The organism is Klebsiella sp. A52 (assembly GCF_018388785.1).
In the GTDB taxonomy this organism is placed as follows: Bacteria; Pseudomonadota; Gammaproteobacteria; order Enterobacterales; family Enterobacteriaceae; genus Klebsiella; species Klebsiella aerogenes.
On record NZ_CP074437.1, the window covers coordinates 4,559,474 to 4,573,887 of the forward strand.

A 14,414-nucleotide genomic window follows, 5' to 3' on the forward strand; every position below is an offset into this window, starting at 1 on the left:
GCCTTCTCTTGAGGTGCAGTGCAGTATCATTCCAGGAGAAGTGATAAAACAGCCATGAAAACGGAGAGCCGTTTTCCAAAAATGGAAAATAATGAAAGCAGATTTTAACTGGGACGATACGCGGATTTTTCTGGCTGTGGCCCGCTCAGGTACGCTAAGCGGCGCGGCAGAAACTATGGATATGGGCATCGCAACCCTGTCAAGAAGACTCGACCGGCTGGAAAAATCATTGGCCGTCCCCCTTTTCAGCCGGCATCAAAGCGGCTACCGGCTAACGGATGATGGCGAGGCGCTGCTGGCGCGAGCAGAGGCGCTCGAGCATGCAGGGCTCGCTTTTGGCGAGACGGCGAGGCTGCAGGGGAATGTTGCCGGGCTGGTCCGGCTGGCTACCTCGGACAATCTGGCGGCGCATTTTATTCTGCCTTCACTCAACGGCTTGATGGAAAAATATCCCGACCTGCGGGTCGAGGTGCTCAGCGGCGTGCAATCCGTCAACCTGCATCGACGGGATGCCGATTTAGCCATTCGAATGGTCAAACCGGAAAGCGGCAACCTGACGCTGAAGCGTCTCGGGAAGGTGGGGTTTGGTCTGTACAGCGCCGATACCGGACAAGCAGGCTCTACCGACGTCGCGTTCAATCACGCTCACTACATAGGCTGGCCAGAATCACACCAGCATCTGCCCGCCGCGCGCTGGATAACTCGGACGCTTCGCGGCAGGCCGTGCCGGGTGGAAGCCAACACGCTGCTGGCGCAGCTGTCGGCGGTTTCAGCCGGCCTGGGGTTGGGCGTGTTGCCACACTTTATGGCGCGGAAAAATGGCCTGCAGTGCGTGAATGCGGATATCGGCGTCGACCAAACCCTATGGCTGGTGATGCATTCCGATTTAGCCCACTCGCGGCGCGTCAGAGTGGTGGCCGATCATTTAATTGCCCTGTTTGATGAGATTAAAGATCAGCTGACATCACCATAACTCTGTAAGCGCTCGCTGCCAGATACAGCCCGATGCCGTAGGCCAGGTGCGCCACCAGGCTCAGCGAACGCGCCAGCCACGGTCGGGGAGTCCGTGAGGCCGCGACGCCAAAACCAAATGCGGGCTGCAGGATCAAGAACGGCGCGAATAAGGTTACGACCCCTGACAGCAGCGCTGTCGCCAGAGTGGGGGCATAAAACCAATCGGCGCCGCTCAACACAAGCGGCACCGCCGCAAAAGCGATACCGATCAGATAATGGCATAACCAGCCGATAAAACGCTCACCCTCTAGCGGAGGGGTTGCGGCGATGGTGTTATGCCGCACTTTCCCCCGCCAAAGCCATAACGCCCAGCGACCGACCAGCGCATAGTTCAGCGGCGCAATCTTGAGTATATGCTTCTGAAAGAGCGACCATAAATCCATGACTAACGTGGCGCCGAGGCCCGTCAGCAAAATTTGCACAGCAACAATCATCTTCAATTTATTCTTCCTTTTTATGAGCCAATGCTACTCTGTTGACCAGTGTGCAACTTAAAGTGAGGTTTAAGTCAATCATGAAAGAACTGGATATCCGCGAGGTCGCGACGCTGTCCGGCATTACGCCTTCAGCGCTGCGTTTTTATGAAAAGAAAGGTTTGATCAAACCGATTGGTCGTCATGGCCTGCGAAGGCAGTACCATGAAAATGTGCTGAATAAGCTGGAACTGATCGTGCTGGGACAGGCCGCCGGCTTTTCGCTTTCTGAAATAGCCGGGATATTTAACGCTGACGGCAAGATAGCCATTGATAACCAACGGCTTGAGCAGCGCGCGCAGGAAATTGATAACACCATTCGTCGGTTACAGCTGTTAAGCCAGGGGCTAAAACACGCCGCCCGCTGTACTGCGCCGGAACATATTCAATGCCCTGAATTTAAAAAAATTGTGGCGAAAGGCATTAGACTGTTTAAATGAACATCCCTGTATTGGGGCTTGCTGAGGAAGAATTAGCGCATTGAGGCGCGAGTCTTTATCCCCACGCTTTATTCTGGAGTACCACCCTGTAGCCATCTGGATCAACGAACGTCTGGCCATTGACATCCCAGTAAGGGTTAAAAGAATTCGTCAAGGTAAAGCCCGCTTCGCGCATTCTGGCGCAAGCATCCGACCACTCCTTCTTATCCGGGTAATACAGCACGAGTAAATCTTCCTCCGTCTGCAAGGGTTGCACGGGATGATACTGGCACCAGGTAAATTCTATATGCCAGCCGAGCCCCTGTCGCCCTAACATTATTCCATTAAAACCATCGTGATCGTTGAATTCAGCAATTTTGTGTAAGCCCAGTCCCTGGCAGTACATCAAACAGGACCGTGCAAGATCGGTGACGGGTTTGGCGATACGCATATGAGTAAACATCCTGGATTCTCCTGAAGAGGATACGGTGTGAAGGTTGGGATCCGGTTTGAGTTTACACGCTACGATGTGGTGAATTTGTCGCTGAGAGCCCACCCGCTCTCTTCTCTAATCAGGCCCCCGAAAAAAAGGGCACCTCACCCCGCGTACACAGAGAGAACGGGATGTGGTGCCAAGGTGCTAAATGAAAAAGTGGTTATTCGTGATTAGCGATTCATCTGAAACAGCGACATGCCCTGCATATCGCTGAAGGTTTTATAAGATGCCTGCAGCGCCGCCTGCTGCATAAAATAAGAAGAGATAGATTCCGCAAGGTCAGCATCGGTCAGGGCGCTCATCTGCAGCTGGTTGGTCATATCACGCTCTTTGCCGATGCTATCGAGCTGATCCATCTCCTGTAGCTGGTTGCCCAGCTCAGCGCGCACGCTCAATACCTTGTTGTAGGAGTTATCGAGGCCACGGTTGGCCTTCGCCAGCGCATCGTTCACCTGCTGTTTGGTGGCGTCATCGGCCTCCTGCAGCGGCGTTTTCAACGCCTCCAGCGCAATATCGATACTGGCGAACACATCGGCGACCGGCGCGCTGCCGTCCGGCTCCGGCTTCGGATTGCTGGTCAGCGCCATAAATACCGAATTACCGGTATGGCCGATGGTCATCGTACGGTTGGCGTCAACCTTCTGTTCCACGGTTTTATTGCCGCCCTGATAGCTAATCTTGCCGTTAGTATCGACAAACGGCGGCTTATCATTCTCATAGCCGCCAAACAGGTAGCGTCCGTTGCCATCGGTACTGTTGGCCTGGTTGAGCAGTTGATCCTTCAGCCCCTGTAGCTGGGTCGCCAGCGAATCGCGGTCGTTATCGCTCTCGGTGCCACCGGCGTTAACGATCAGCGCCTTGATATCAGATATCGTCGAGGTGGCTCCGGAAAGCACGGTCTCTTCCATTGATACGCTCTGGCGGGCGAATGTGCGCGCCAGAGTATACTGATTGTTCTCGGCCTGCGATTGCGACAGCATCACCGCCCGCGATGCCGCCAGCGGATCGTCGGAGGGATTAATCACCTTCTTGCCGGTTGAAAGCTGCTCGGCGGCCTTCATAAACAGCGACTGATTGCCGGTGATGCCGGTCATGTTCTGTTGGTACATCATGCTGGTGCTCATGCGCATGCTGTCAGTTCCTCAATACAATCAACGAATATTCAGCAGCGCGTCGAACAGCGAGCTGGCGGTCTGGATCACCTGGGCGTTCGCCATGTAGTACTGCTGGAAACGCAGGAGCTCGCCATACTCTTCGTCGAGGTTTACCCCGGAGAGCGACTGCTGTTGACGGGCCAGTTGGGTGACGATACTGGACTGCGATTCGCTGCTCACCTTCGCGGCGGCGGTCTGGTTGCCCACGCCGCTGACGATCCCGGCGTAGGCGCCGCTGAGCGTCGCTTTGCCATCCACCAGGTTTTTGGTCTGCAGGTCGAGCAGTTTTTTAGCGTTATCGTTATCGCCGCGGCCGCTGTCATCTTTACCGGCGGCGGCGATTTTCGCTGAATCGGTAATCGCCACTTTCAGGTTGCCCGCCACGTCGCTGACCGGCTTCACCGTAAAGCTATCTTTCTGCTGCGGGTTGCCATCAATACTGACTTCGAGACCATCAAAGCTCAGCGTAGGGTTACCGTCTGCATCTTTACCGGCGGTGGCGTTGACTTTGACGTTGTCCGGCAGACGGCTGACCTGCCAGTTGGCGCCGTCATACTCCACGCGGTAGTCGTTGGCTTTTACCTTGCTGGTATCGGTATAGGAGACCGACAGCGAGGCATCGCCGGTATTGCGCGTGTTATCAACCACCCGCGCGCCGCTGAAACTGAAGAAATCGCCCCCCTGCTCACCGTTGAGATCGAAGCCCTCGCGGTGCTGCTGGTTAAAGCTATCGGCCATCGCCAGCGCCAGTTGCCCGAGCTGATTGCGCACGCCGTCCAGCGTCTCGCTGCGAAAACGCAGCACGCCGCTCAGGCTGCCGCTGGTGATCTGCCCTTCCGGCACTTCGCTGGCGCCGCTGCCGCGGTTATAGCCGAGAGTCAGGCGCGAAGGGTCGCTGCTGGAAGGGATCGCTTCCACCTGATAGCTGTTGTTGCCCTGCACCAGGGTCAGGCCGTTGGCGAAGGAGACGGTATAGGCGTCGCCGTCCTGCTGGGTTACCTGAACGCCCACCAGTTGGTTGAGTTCGCTAACCAGCTGATCGCGCTGATCGAGCAGCGCGTTCGGTTCGCCGCTGGCGCTGCCGCGCAGGCGGGTAATCTCATCGTTAAGACGGGCAATCTGCTGGCTATAGCTGTTAATCTGCTGGGCGGTGTCGTTAATTTGCTGATTAACGCCGCTGTCCATGTCGCGCAGATATTTATCGGTATTATTAAACTGGTTGACCAGGCCGTTAGCCTTACCCAGTACCGTCTGGCGCGCCGCGTCGTCGCCGGCGTTGCTCACCAGGTTCTGCAAATTGGTGAAAAAATCCTGCAGGCTCCCCGACAGGGTATTAGTTTTGCTGGCCAGCAGATTATCGATCTGCGAAATCTTTTCGTAGTAGGCGTTCTGCGAACCGGCCGCGCTCTGCGCGCCGCGCAGCTGGTTAGTGATGAACTGGTTATATTCGCGGTTCACGCTGGTCACGGTCACGCCGTTACCGATAAAACCGTTCATAGTGGCCAGGCCGCCGTTTTGGGCCAGAATCGCCGTCTGCCGGTTATAACCCGCCACGTTGTAGTTAGAGATATTGTTGCTGACGGTACTGAGCGCCACCTGCGCCGCATTCAGTCCGCTCATCGCCGTATTGATTAAGCTATTGGACATCAGGGTTCCTTATGCTGCCAAGTCAATTCGCTCAGCTCGCCCTTGTTATCGGTCAGAGAAGTAAAAACTTGAGTAAATCTGCCTGCAAAATTCCGCAGCCGCTTTTATGCCGGATGGCGCTACCGATTACCGGGCTACAGCACTGTGCGATGTGGTAGCCCGGACAAGGCGCAATGCGCCGCCTCCGGGAAAACATATCGCAGCAGAATTAACCGGGAGCGCGAGCCGGGAGAAGGCGCGACCTTCGAACCTAGAACAGATCGTTAATATCCGCGGCATAGGCTTTCACCGCCTGCGCCCCGGCGTGCTTCATCTGCTGAATCACGCTGACCAGCTTGCTGGCGTACTGCGGGTCGGTGGCGTAGCCCGCGCGCTGCAGCTCGTGCGCCGCCTGCTCCGGAGTAGACGCTTCGGCAACCGAGGCATAACGCGGGTTGTTGGTCAGCAGCTTGACGTAATCAGCAATCGCCGAGAAATACGAATCGTAGACGCGGAATTTGGCCTTCACCTTCTTCGCCACCCCCTGTTCAAATTCGGTGGTGGTGATCTCGGTAACCGGCCCCTTCCAGTTGCCCCCGGCCTTAATACCAAACAGGTTGTAGCTCGGGGTACCGTCAGCGGTCGGGATTTCGCGCTGCCCCCAGCCGGATTCCAGCGCCGCCTGGGCGACAATCAGCTGATGCGGGATCCCGCTGCGCTCACTGGCGGCGCGCGCCGGCATTGACAGACGGGCAACGAAGTTGCCGTTGTTTAGCGATAGCGGCGCGGCGGCTGGCGGCGCTTTCGGCAGCGCCCGGCGGATCATCTGCTCCAGCGCCTGATTCGGTAGCGTCTGCAGCACCTCATTATCCAGCGCCATCGGCGCGGTGCCCGCCGTTTCGCTGGGGACCGCGTTGGCATTGCTCATCTGCTTGACCATCATGTCGGCGAGCCCTAATCCCTTTTGCGACATCTGCTGGGCAATCTGCTGATCGTACATCGAGGTATAGAGCCGGGTCTGGTCGCTGCTGAGTACGCCATCCTGCGGTAGCGCGGCGCGCATGCTCTTTAGCATCATCTGTACAAACATGCCTTCGACCTGCTGCGCCACCTGCTTGAGGTTGCCCTGCGGATCGGCGGCGGCATCGCGCTTCAGGCCGTTCAGCGCCTGGGCGTCATAGGCGGCGCCCGACATCGCCATAACATCGCTGGCCATTAGATAATTTCCAGTTTGGCGCGCAGGCAGCCGGCGCTTTGCATGGCTTGCAGAATCGACATCAGGTCGATTGGCGTCGCCCCCAGCGCGTTCAGCGCGCGCACCACGTTGTTGAGGTTGGCGCTGGCGTTGATTTTCTGCAGCGAACCGCCTTGCTGCTGCATTGAAATCTGGGTGTTCGGCGTGACCACCGTCTGGCCGCCGCCGAACGGCGTCGTCGGCTGGCTGACGCTGGTTTGTCGGTCGACCACCACCGACAGGTTGCCCTGAGCCACCGCGCAGGAATCAAGAATCACCTCGCGATTCATCACCACCGAACCGGTACGCGAGTTGATAATCACTTTGGCGTCCATGGCGCCAACGTTAACGTTGATATTCTGGATTTCGGCGAGGAATCGCACCTGCGAGCTATTGCCCTGCGGCACCAGTACCTGAATGGTACGCGCATCGAGCGGCGATGCGGTGCCGCCGCCGCGCTGGCGATTAATCGCATCGCTAATCTGCTGCGCGAGTGTGAAATCTTCATCATTGAGCTGCAGGTTGAGCACCCCGCCGCTGCCGAAAGTAGTCGGCAGTTCGCGCTCGATGGTGGCGCCGTTGCTGATGCGTCCGCCGGCCAACTGATTGACCTGTACGCTGCTGCCGCCCGCCGCCGCGCCGGCGCCGCCCACCAGCACGTTGCCCTGGGCCAGCGCATAAACCTGGTTATCCACCCCTTTGAGCGGCGTCATCAGCAAGGTCCCGCCGCGCAGGCTTTTGGCGTTGCCCATTGATGAGACCACCACATCGATATTCTGCCCCGCGCGCGCGAAGGGCGGCAGCTTCGCCGTGACCATCACCGCGGCGACGTTTTTTAGCTGCATGTTGGTGCCGGGCGGCACGGTAATGCCGAGCTGCGATAGCATGTTGCTCAGGCTTTGGGTGGTAAACGGCGTTTGCATGGTCTGGTCGCCGGAGCCGTCGAGCCCCACCACCAGGCCGTAGCCGATTAAGGCGTTATCGCGCACGCCCTGTACCGTCACCAGATCGCGAATACGCTCCGCCGTCGCCGGTAAGCTGGCCGCGCCGATTAATAGCGCAATGATGAGTTTTTTAACCATGTGAATCTCTTTTCAGTAACACCGCAAATGGCCCGCCCATTAGTACGGGGAGACGTTGAGGAAGAACCGCTGCAGCCAGCCCATCGTCTGCGCTTCATTGATGTAGCCGTTGCCGACATACTCGATGCGCGCGTCCGCCACCTGCGTTGAGGTGACCGAGTTGCTACCGCTGATGGTGCGCGGGTTAACCACCCCGGAGAAGCGAATGAATTCGGTGCCCTGGTTAATGGCGATCTGTTTTTCCCCCACCACGTGCAGGTTGCCGTTGCTCAGTACCTGATTAACGGTGACGGTAATGGTGCCGTTGAAGGTGTTATTGGCATTCGCCCCGCCTTTGCCGCCGAAACTGTTATCGCCGGAAATATCCATATCGGCGCGGGCGTTGCCCAACAGGCCGTCTAAGTAGCGCGGCGCGGTGGCGACGCCAAACTTGCTGGAACCGTTACGGCTGGCATTGGCGGAAGAACTCTTGCTGGCGCTGACGTTTTCCTGCAGCACGATGGTTAGCGTGTCGCCAACGTTGCGCGGGCGGCGGTCTTCAAATAGCGGCTGATAGCCGTAGTTCATCGGCTGCGCGGCCTGAAAAATAGAGCCGTTCGGTACCGGCGCGGTCGGCGGTGCGGGCTGCGCCGAGGTCGAGCCATCGACCAACGGTTTATGCGGAATGTACGCGCAGCCGCTCAGCGTCAGCATCACCATGCCCGCCAGCAAGCGTTGTCCCTGGCGCGGCAGGGTGGCCATCGAATGTGTGGTTACCACGGGGTATCGCCTTTGTTACACCAAAAAAGCGACGGGCGCGGCAGGCGACGCCCGTCATCAAACATTACAGCTGGGTCAGCTTCTGCAGCATCTGATCCGACGTCGAGACCGCTTTGCTGTTGATCTCATAGGCGCGCTGGGTCTGGATCATATTGACCAACTCTTCCGCCACGTTGACGTTAGAGGTCTCGACATAACCCTGGTAGAGCATGCCGGCGCCGTTCAGGCCCGGCGTGCTCTCATTCGGCGCGCCGGAGCTCTCAGTTTCCTGGTACAGGTTCTCGCCCACGCTTTCGAGGCCGCTGTCGTTAATAAAGGTGGTTAACGTCAGTTGCCCGACCTGCTGGGCGGCGGTCTGCCCCTGCTGGGTGACGCTCACGATGCCATCGCGGGCGATGGTAATAGTCAACGCGTTGGCCGGAATAGTGATCGCCGGCTGCACCTGGAAGCCGCTGGCGGTCACCAGTTGGCCGTTCTGATCGATCTGGAACGAGCCGTCGCGGGTGTAGGCCTGGCTGCCGTCCGGCAGCAGCACCTGGAAGAAGCCCTGGCCTTTAATCGCCACGTCTTTGCTGTTGTTGGTCTGCGACAGGTTGCCCTGGCTATGCAGACGCTCGGTGGCGACCGGGCGGACGCCGGTACCGATCTGCAGGCCGGAAGGCAGCGTGGTCTGTTCGGAGGACTGTGCCCCCGGCTGACGCATGGTCTGATACAGCAGGTCTTCAAACACCGCGCGCTGGCGTTTAAAACCGTTGGTGCTGACGTTCGCCAGGTTGTTGGCGATCACGTCCATATTGGTCTGCTGCGCATCAAGACCGGTTTTCGCAATCCATAAAGAGGGAATCATTGGTTATTTCCTTTGGCCGCGGGCCGACTGGCTATCAGCTTACTGACAGCAGAGAATTCGCCCGCTGTTCGTTCTCATCCACGCTGTGGATGACCTTCATTTGCATTTCAAAGCGACGGGCGTTGGCGATCATATCGACCATGGTCTCCATCGGCTTGACGTTACTGCCCTCCAGCACGCCCGGCATGACCCGCACCTGCGGGTCGTTGGCCAACTGGTTGCCGCGGCGCTGCTGGGTTTCCGGGGTCAGGCGGAACAGGCCGTCATCGCCGCGCATCACTTCGCGCGCATCGGCTTTCACCAGCTTCAGGCGACCAATCTGCGCGATGGTGTTCGGCGGATCGCCGGGATTCAGCGCCGAAATGGTGCCGTCGGCGGCGATAGTGATTTCCGCCGACGGCGGCACCTCAATCGGCCCGCCGTCGCCCTGCAGCGGCATCCCCTGCACCGTTAGTTGACCGTTGGCCGAAACCTGAATGCTACCGTTGCGGGTATAGGCTTCGCCGCCGCCCGGCAGGCTGAGCGCCAGAAAACCGTCCTGCTGCAGCGCCACGTCCAGCGGGCGCCCGGTGTAGTTCAGCGCCCCCTGACTCATATCGGCGCCCGGCGTCGAGGCCGCCACCAGCGTGCGGGTGGCGAGGCTCGGCCCGTCTACCGACACCGCGCGCAGCGCGGCGAGCTGGGCGCGAAAGCCCGGCGTCGAGGCGTTGGCGAGATTGTTGGCGGTAATCGACTGCTGCTCCAGCGTCTGGCGCGCGGCGCCCATCGCGGTATAAATCGCGTGATCCATAACTCAGTTCCGTTAGCGCAGGCTGACCAGCGTCTGCAGGATCGAATCCTGCGTCTTGATGGTCTGGGCGTTGGACTGATAGTTACGCTGGGCGACGATCATGTTCACCAGTTCCTGGCTCAGGTCGACGTTGGACGACTCCAGCGCGCCGCTGGTCAGCTTGCCAAAACCGCCGCCGCCGGAGAGTCCTACACGCGGCTGGCCGGACGCGCCGGTCTCCTGCCAGACGTTATCGCCCTGCGACGCCAGCCCTTCCGGGTTGGAGAAGTTGGCCATCACAATCTGCCCCAGGACCTGGGTCTGCTGGTTGGAGTAGATACCGACGACGGTACCGTCATCGTTAATCTGGAAGTTGGTGTATTCGCCGGCGGCATAACCATCCTGCGCCACTTTACTCACCGAGTCGCTACCGACGTTCTGCTGCATACTACCGGCGAAGCTAAGCGTGAAGTTCTGCGCCGGGGCGCCGTCTTTCGCGCTCATCGGAATGGTCATGCTGAACTCGCCCGCCTGACCGTTAACGCTCACCAGGTTGCCGCTGGTATTGAACTCCATGGTGCCCGCGCTGACCGCAGCCGCGCTGCCGTCCTGGGTATAGACCTGCCATTTGTTATCGTCGGTTTTCACGAAATAGGCGTTGATGTTGTGGGCGTTACCCAGCGAATCGTAGGCGGTGATGGTGTTGACGTAGTTGTAGCTGTCCTGCTTCGCCGGGTCGAAGGTTTTGTTCTCCGGCACTTTATGCGTGGACTTGAGGTTGGCGACCATTTCGCCGGAAGTCGATGCTTTGGCATTCATCATCCCTTCGGGAATGCTCAGCGGTACCGGGTTGGCGCCCTGCTGAATGGTCGGCGGCGTGCCGGCGGCCGGATAGCCGGTCAGTTGCAGCCCCTGCATATTGGTCAGATTACGGTTTTCGTCCAGCTTAAACTGGCCGTTGCGGGTATAGAAAATACCGCCGTCTTTATCCTGCATGCGGAAGAAGCCGTTGCCGTTAATCGCCACATCCAGCGCGCGGCTGGTGCCGGTGGTGGTGCCGCCTTTAAAGTTCTGGGTGATTCCGGAGACTTTAACCCCCAGTCCGACCTGCGAACCGGCGAACATATCGGCGAACGACACGCTGCCGGATTTGAAACCCGCGGTCGCGGAGTTAGCGATATTGTTGCCAATCACGTCGAGATTGGTGGCCGCCGCATTTAAGCCGCTGACTGCCTGAGAAAAGGCCATGTTACTCTCCAAATATTGAGGATATCGATAAAATCAGGTGCGAATTACAGGATCTGCCGCACTTCTTCGAGACTAGCGTTACCGGCAAGGCCGAGATCCAGCTTCGCGCCGTTGCTGTCGTTAATCACGCCGTTAACCATGCCGAAGTGCAGGCTGCGCGCCACCAGTTGCTCGCCGTTGCCCTTGGCGTTAATCGCCACTTTATAGGCGCCGTCCGGCGCGGCGGTACCATCATCCAGCGAGCCGTCCCAGGTAAAGGCGTGCACCCCGGCGGTGAGGCCGCCAATCTCAATGGTCCGCACCACCTGGCCGTTGGCGTTGGTAATGGTTGCCGTGACCTGATCGGCGGCGCGCTCCAGTTCGACGCCAAACGGCGTGGTGCTGACCTGGCCTTCTTTGCTGCCGACCAGAATGTTATTACCCGGTACCATCACGCCGTGGCCGATCAGCGCGCTGGCCTGCAGCGACTGGTTGCTGTTGATCTGCCCCGAGATCGCGCCAAGGGTGGTGTTGAGTTTTTCGATGCCCTGTACGGTATTAATCTGCGCCAGCTGCGAGGTCAGCTCGTTGTTCTGCATCGGGTTGGTCGGGTCTTGATTTTTCAACTGCGCCACCAGCAGCGTCAGGAAGCTGTTATGCAAATCCTGGCTGGTGCTGCTTTTGCTGGCGGAATCAAGAACCGCGTTATTGGTCGATTCATTGGTGGTTGCGGCGATAGCCATCGGGATCTCCGGTTACTGACCCAGCGTCAGGGTTTTCATCATCATCGACTTAGTGGTGTTGAGCACTTCGACGTTGGCCTGATAGCTGCGGGAGGCGGAGATGGTGTTAACCATTTCGCTCACCACATCGACATTCGGCATCCGCACGTAGCCCTTAGCATCGGCCAGCGGATTACCCGGTTGATAAACCATCCGCGCGGGCGCCGGATCGTCAACCACCTGTGAGACGCGCACGCCGCCGGTCTGCTGGCCTGGCGCCGCGGCCACTTCGAACACCACCTGCTTCGCGCGATAGGGTTCGCCATCCGGGCCGGTGACGCTATCGGCGTTGGCCATATTGCTGGCGCTGACGTTCATCCGCTGCGACTGGGCCGAGAGCGCTGAGCCGGAGATATCAAAAATATTGAGTAAAGACATTCGCCTTATCCTTGTTGCAGCACCGACATCATCCCTTTGATCTGACCGTTGAGCAGCGTCAGGTCGGTCTGATATTTCAGGCTGTTGTCAGCGAAGTTGGTGCGTTCGCGATCCATGTCCACCGTGTTGCCGTCCATCGACGGCTGGTCCGGCACCCGAAACAGCAGATCCAGCTCCGGTGGCTGCATGGTTTGCGCCGGAATATGACGCGCCGCCGTCAGGTTCAGCGCCATGCCGTTGCCGTTTACCCGCCCCTGTTGCAGGACTTTATTCAGTTGGCTGGCGAAATCGATATCCCGCGCCTGATAGCCCGGCGTGTCTGCGTTGGCGATATTGGAGGCCAGTATTTCCTGGCGCTGGGCGCGCAGGTTCAGCGCCTCCTGGCCAAAACGCAGAGCAGCGTCCAGTTTGTCGAGCATGCTCCCTCCGCAAGGTTAGAATTTGGAGCCGACAGCATAAACGCCCCCTGCGCCAACCTATCGCGGGAATAGGGGCAAAATGGAGCGCTATTTATCTGTTTAGTCCCTCAGGGCAGCCGTTACACTTAACCCCCTTTCCGGGTGGCGTGAGGGGAACGCGATGAAAAGTAAAATCCTGCTGGTCGGCCTGCTGTGCAGCCTGAGCGCCCGCGCCGACACGCTGGCGACGCAAATCGAAAGCTTCATTAAAAGCAAATTCGACGATAATGCCGTACAGGTGAAAGTGCTGGTACGCACGCCGCCCGCCCAGTGGCCGCCGTGTGAATTACCGCAGCTGTCGCTGGCGCCCAATGCGCGAATCGGCGGTAATATCAGCGTCTCCGCCCGCTGCGGACAGGAGCGGCGGTTTATTCAGACCCAGGTGCAGGTATTTGGCCGTTATCTGACGGCGGCGCGCGGTATTAGCGGCGGAACGCCGCTGACCCCGGCGGATGTGGTGCTAAAATCAGGCAGGCTCGATACCCTGCCGCCGCGTACGCTGACCGACAGCAAGAAAGCGCTGGGCGCCGTGACGCTGCGTAATATCAGCCCAGGGCAACCGCTGACGCTGTCGATGCTGCGTCGCGCGTGGGTGATTAAAGCCGGTCAGCCGGTGCAGGTCATGGCCGAGGGCGACGGCTTTAGCATCAGCGGTGCCGGTAAGGCGATGAATAACGCGGCGGCCGAAGATAGCGTGCGCGTACGCATGGTTTCCGGCAAAATCGTCAGCGGTATCGCCGGGGAGGATGGATCCATCCGTATTACGTTATAAAAAAGTAAAGGTTTGCCAGCCCCTGCCGATAACCCCATTAGAAACCCATTTTGGAGATGGACCATGAGTATCGATCGCACCCAGCGGTTACAGCCGGTTTCCACGGTGCAGCCGCGTGAAACCCCGGCCGACAACCCGCTTCAGCCGCGTAAGGCCGCCGTGGCGGAAACCGCCGTTAGCGCCACCAAAGTGAAACTGAGCGATGCGCAGGCGCGGCTGATGCAGCCAGGCACCCAGGATATTGATATGAACCGGGTTGAGGCCATCAAACAGGCGATTCGCAGCGGCGAACTGAAAATGGACGCGGGCAAAATCGCCGACGCCCTGCTGCAGGATGCGCACAACGATATCCAGCGCCTTGCCGGTAGCAAAACAGATAAGGCCTGATGATGGACAGATTACGCACTCTGCTGGATAAACTGGCGGAAACCCTGCGGACGCTGGATGACGTGCTGGCGCAAGAGCAACAGTTGCTGTGTGCGGATGAGCTGCCTGGCGTGGCTCTGCAGCGCGTCACCGATAGCAAGAGCCAGCTGCTGGCGACGGTGGCCTGGCTTGAGCAACAGCGGCCGGCGCTGGAAGCTAACCTTGCGCTACGCGCGCCTTACCCCGGCCATGAAAGCTTCGGCGAAAGCTGGCGGCAGATCCAGCAGTTAAGCCAGTGCCTGCGTGAAAAGAATCAGCATAACGGTCTGTTGCTCAATCAACAGATCGCCCATAACCAGCAGGCGCTGGCAATTCTTAGCAAGAATAATAAATCGCTGTACGGGCCGGATGGCCAGTCGCGCGCCGCGAGTCTGCTGGGCCGTAAAATCGGCGTCTGAACGCCTTTCTCTGTATTTTCCCCGCTGGTGACGATTACCCGTAGCGCCGTTTTTTGTCAGGTGGCGCTACGCTTACCTGACCTACGCCGGCATGTGATCT

At 58.8% G+C, this 14,414-nt stretch carries 18 protein-coding genes; 5 read left to right on the top strand and 13 right to left on the bottom strand.

The genetic code is table 11. From position 1 onward, the window contains the following. The first annotated feature begins 91 nt into the window (after positions 1–91). Positions 92–973: a LysR family transcriptional regulator gene (locus tag KGA69_RS21620; protein ID WP_045397858.1), complete on the top strand. Its 882-nt coding sequence runs from the start codon at positions 92–94 to the stop codon at positions 971–973. On the opposite strand, the gene KGA69_RS21625 is transcribed toward KGA69_RS21620, so the two are convergent. Beyond that, entirely contained in the window at positions 948–1,448 is a 501-nt protein-coding gene (locus tag KGA69_RS21625; protein ID WP_045397855.1) for a DUF2938 domain-containing protein, read from the bottom strand. The genes KGA69_RS21620 and KGA69_RS21625 overlap by 26 nt on opposite strands. A gap of 80 nt (positions 1,449–1,528) precedes the next feature. Between KGA69_RS21625 and KGA69_RS21630 the strand changes: the two genes are divergently transcribed. Further along, positions 1,529–1,927, top strand: a complete 399-nt coding sequence (locus KGA69_RS21630) for a helix-turn-helix domain-containing protein (RefSeq protein WP_369075379.1) — start codon at positions 1,529–1,531, stop codon at positions 1,925–1,927. A 55-nt stretch (positions 1,928–1,982) separates the two neighbouring features. Here the strand turns inward: KGA69_RS21630 and KGA69_RS21635 are convergent, their stop codons facing one another. From KGA69_RS21635 to flgB, 12 genes are all read right to left on the bottom strand, one after another. Further along, positions 1,983–2,369 carry a VOC family protein gene (locus KGA69_RS21635; protein WP_045397852.1) on the bottom strand — a complete coding sequence of 129 codons (387 nt, stop codon included), beginning with the start codon at positions 2,367–2,369 and terminating at the stop codon, positions 1,983–1,985. 203 nt (positions 2,370–2,572) lie between these two features. After that, positions 2,573–3,532, bottom strand: a complete 960-nt coding sequence (gene flgL, locus KGA69_RS21640; RefSeq protein WP_045397850.1) for a flagellar hook-associated protein FlgL — start codon at positions 3,530–3,532, stop codon at positions 2,573–2,575. Positions 3,533–3,553: 21 nt separating this feature from the next. Further along, positions 3,554–5,203, bottom strand: a complete 1,650-nt coding sequence (flgK, locus tag KGA69_RS21645; RefSeq protein WP_015704937.1) for a flagellar hook-associated protein FlgK — start codon at positions 5,201–5,203, stop codon at positions 3,554–3,556. A gap of 250 nt (positions 5,204–5,453) precedes the next feature. Next, positions 5,454–6,398, bottom strand: a complete 945-nt coding sequence (gene flgJ / locus KGA69_RS21650) for a flagellar assembly peptidoglycan hydrolase FlgJ (RefSeq protein WP_045397847.1) — start codon at positions 6,396–6,398, stop codon at positions 5,454–5,456. Then, positions 6,398–7,498, bottom strand: a complete 1,101-nt coding sequence (locus KGA69_RS21655) for a flagellar basal body P-ring protein FlgI (RefSeq protein ID WP_015367323.1) — start codon at positions 7,496–7,498, stop codon at positions 6,398–6,400. The genes flgJ and KGA69_RS21655 overlap by 1 nt, the downstream gene beginning before the upstream one ends. Positions 7,499–7,537: 39 nt before the next feature. Continuing rightward, positions 7,538–8,239 (bottom strand): flagellar basal body L-ring protein FlgH, encoded by a 702-nt coding sequence (gene flgH / locus KGA69_RS21660; RefSeq protein WP_015367324.1) that lies wholly within the window; start codon positions 8,237–8,239, stop codon positions 7,538–7,540. 82 nt (positions 8,240–8,321) lie between these two features. Further along, positions 8,322–9,104 (bottom strand): flagellar basal-body rod protein FlgG, encoded by a 783-nt coding sequence (gene flgG, locus KGA69_RS21665; RefSeq protein ID WP_015367325.1) that lies wholly within the window; start codon positions 9,102–9,104, stop codon positions 8,322–8,324. A gap of 34 nt (positions 9,105–9,138) precedes the next feature. Beyond that, entirely contained in the window at positions 9,139–9,894 is a 756-nt protein-coding gene (locus tag KGA69_RS21670; RefSeq protein WP_213292648.1) for a flagellar basal body rod protein FlgF, read from the bottom strand. 12 nt (positions 9,895–9,906) lie between these two features. Then, positions 9,907–11,121, bottom strand: coding sequence for a flagellar hook protein FlgE (gene flgE / locus KGA69_RS21675; RefSeq protein WP_015367327.1), 1,215 nt, complete (start codon positions 11,119–11,121; stop codon positions 9,907–9,909). A 44-nt stretch (positions 11,122–11,165) separates the two neighbouring features. Beyond that, a complete protein-coding gene (gene flgD, locus KGA69_RS21680) occupies positions 11,166–11,843 on the bottom strand; it encodes a flagellar hook assembly protein FlgD (protein ID WP_015367328.1) in 678 nt (225 codons plus the stop codon). Between the two features lie 12 nt (positions 11,844–11,855). Then, on the bottom strand, positions 11,856–12,260 hold the full coding sequence (gene flgC, locus KGA69_RS21685; protein WP_015367329.1) for a flagellar basal body rod protein FlgC: 405 nt from the start codon (positions 12,258–12,260) through the stop codon (positions 11,856–11,858). A 5-nt stretch (positions 12,261–12,265) separates the two neighbouring features. Then, positions 12,266–12,679, bottom strand: a complete 414-nt coding sequence (gene flgB / locus KGA69_RS21690) for a flagellar basal body rod protein FlgB (protein WP_213292649.1) — start codon at positions 12,677–12,679, stop codon at positions 12,266–12,268. Positions 12,680–12,839: 160 nt separating this feature from the next. Between flgB and flgA the strand changes: the two genes are divergently transcribed. From flgA to KGA69_RS21705, 3 genes are all read left to right on the top strand, one after another. Further along, positions 12,840–13,490, top strand: a complete 651-nt coding sequence (gene flgA, locus KGA69_RS21695; protein WP_213292650.1) for a flagellar basal body P-ring formation chaperone FlgA — start codon at positions 12,840–12,842, stop codon at positions 13,488–13,490. A 63-nt stretch (positions 13,491–13,553) separates the two neighbouring features. Next, the gene (gene flgM / locus KGA69_RS21700) at positions 13,554–13,877 is read left to right on the top strand and encodes a flagellar biosynthesis anti-sigma factor FlgM (RefSeq protein WP_045397841.1); all 324 of its coding nucleotides are present in this window, start codon (positions 13,554–13,556) and stop codon (positions 13,875–13,877) included. A gap of 2 nt (positions 13,878–13,879) precedes the next feature. Next, positions 13,880–14,314: a flagella synthesis protein FlgN gene (locus KGA69_RS21705; protein ID WP_063447711.1), complete on the top strand. Its 435-nt coding sequence runs from the start codon at positions 13,880–13,882 to the stop codon at positions 14,312–14,314. Positions 14,315–14,414 lie beyond the last annotated feature (100 nt).

Excerpts from the sequence above, each read along its gene's own strand:
- KGA69_RS21620 (WP_045397858.1), top strand. The coding sequence starts at position 92 with ATGAAAGCAGATTTTAACTGGGACGATACGCGGATTTTTCTGGCTGTG.
- KGA69_RS21625 (WP_045397855.1), bottom strand. The coding sequence starts at position 1,448 with ATGATTGTTGCTGTGCAAATTTTGCTGACGGGCCTCGGCGCCACGTTA.
- KGA69_RS21630 (WP_369075379.1), top strand. The coding sequence starts at position 1,529 with ATGAAAGAACTGGATATCCGCGAGGTCGCGACGCTGTCCGGCATTACG.
- KGA69_RS21635 (WP_045397852.1), bottom strand. The coding sequence starts at position 2,369 with ATGTTTACTCATATGCGTATCGCCAAACCCGTCACCGATCTTGCACGG.
- flgL (WP_045397850.1), bottom strand. The coding sequence starts at position 3,532 with ATGCGCATGAGCACCAGCATGATGTACCAACAGAACATGACCGGCATC.
- flgK (WP_015704937.1), bottom strand. The coding sequence starts at position 5,203 with ATGTCCAATAGCTTAATCAATACGGCGATGAGCGGACTGAATGCGGCG.
- flgJ (WP_045397847.1), bottom strand. The coding sequence starts at position 6,398 with ATGGCCAGCGATGTTATGGCGATGTCGGGCGCCGCCTATGACGCCCAG.
- KGA69_RS21655 (WP_015367323.1), bottom strand. The coding sequence starts at position 7,498 with ATGGTTAAAAAACTCATCATTGCGCTATTAATCGGCGCGGCCAGCTTA.
- flgH (WP_015367324.1), bottom strand. The coding sequence starts at position 8,239 with ATGGCCACCCTGCCGCGCCAGGGACAACGCTTGCTGGCGGGCATGGTG.
- flgG (WP_015367325.1), bottom strand. The coding sequence starts at position 9,104 with ATGATTCCCTCTTTATGGATTGCGAAAACCGGTCTTGATGCGCAGCAG.
- KGA69_RS21670 (WP_213292648.1), bottom strand. The coding sequence starts at position 9,894 with ATGGATCACGCGATTTATACCGCGATGGGCGCCGCGCGCCAGACGCTG.
- flgE (WP_015367327.1), bottom strand. The coding sequence starts at position 11,121 with ATGGCCTTTTCTCAGGCAGTCAGCGGCTTAAATGCGGCGGCCACCAAT.
- flgD (WP_015367328.1), bottom strand. The coding sequence starts at position 11,843 with ATGGCTATCGCCGCAACCACCAATGAATCGACCAATAACGCGGTTCTT.
- flgC (WP_015367329.1), bottom strand. The coding sequence starts at position 12,260 with ATGTCTTTACTCAATATTTTTGATATCTCCGGCTCAGCGCTCTCGGCC.
- flgB (WP_213292649.1), bottom strand. The coding sequence starts at position 12,679 with ATGCTCGACAAACTGGACGCTGCTCTGCGTTTTGGCCAGGAGGCGCTG.
- flgA (WP_213292650.1), top strand. The coding sequence starts at position 12,840 with ATGAAAAGTAAAATCCTGCTGGTCGGCCTGCTGTGCAGCCTGAGCGCC.
- flgM (WP_045397841.1), top strand. The coding sequence starts at position 13,554 with ATGAGTATCGATCGCACCCAGCGGTTACAGCCGGTTTCCACGGTGCAG.
- KGA69_RS21705 (WP_063447711.1), top strand. The coding sequence starts at position 13,880 with ATGGACAGATTACGCACTCTGCTGGATAAACTGGCGGAAACCCTGCGG.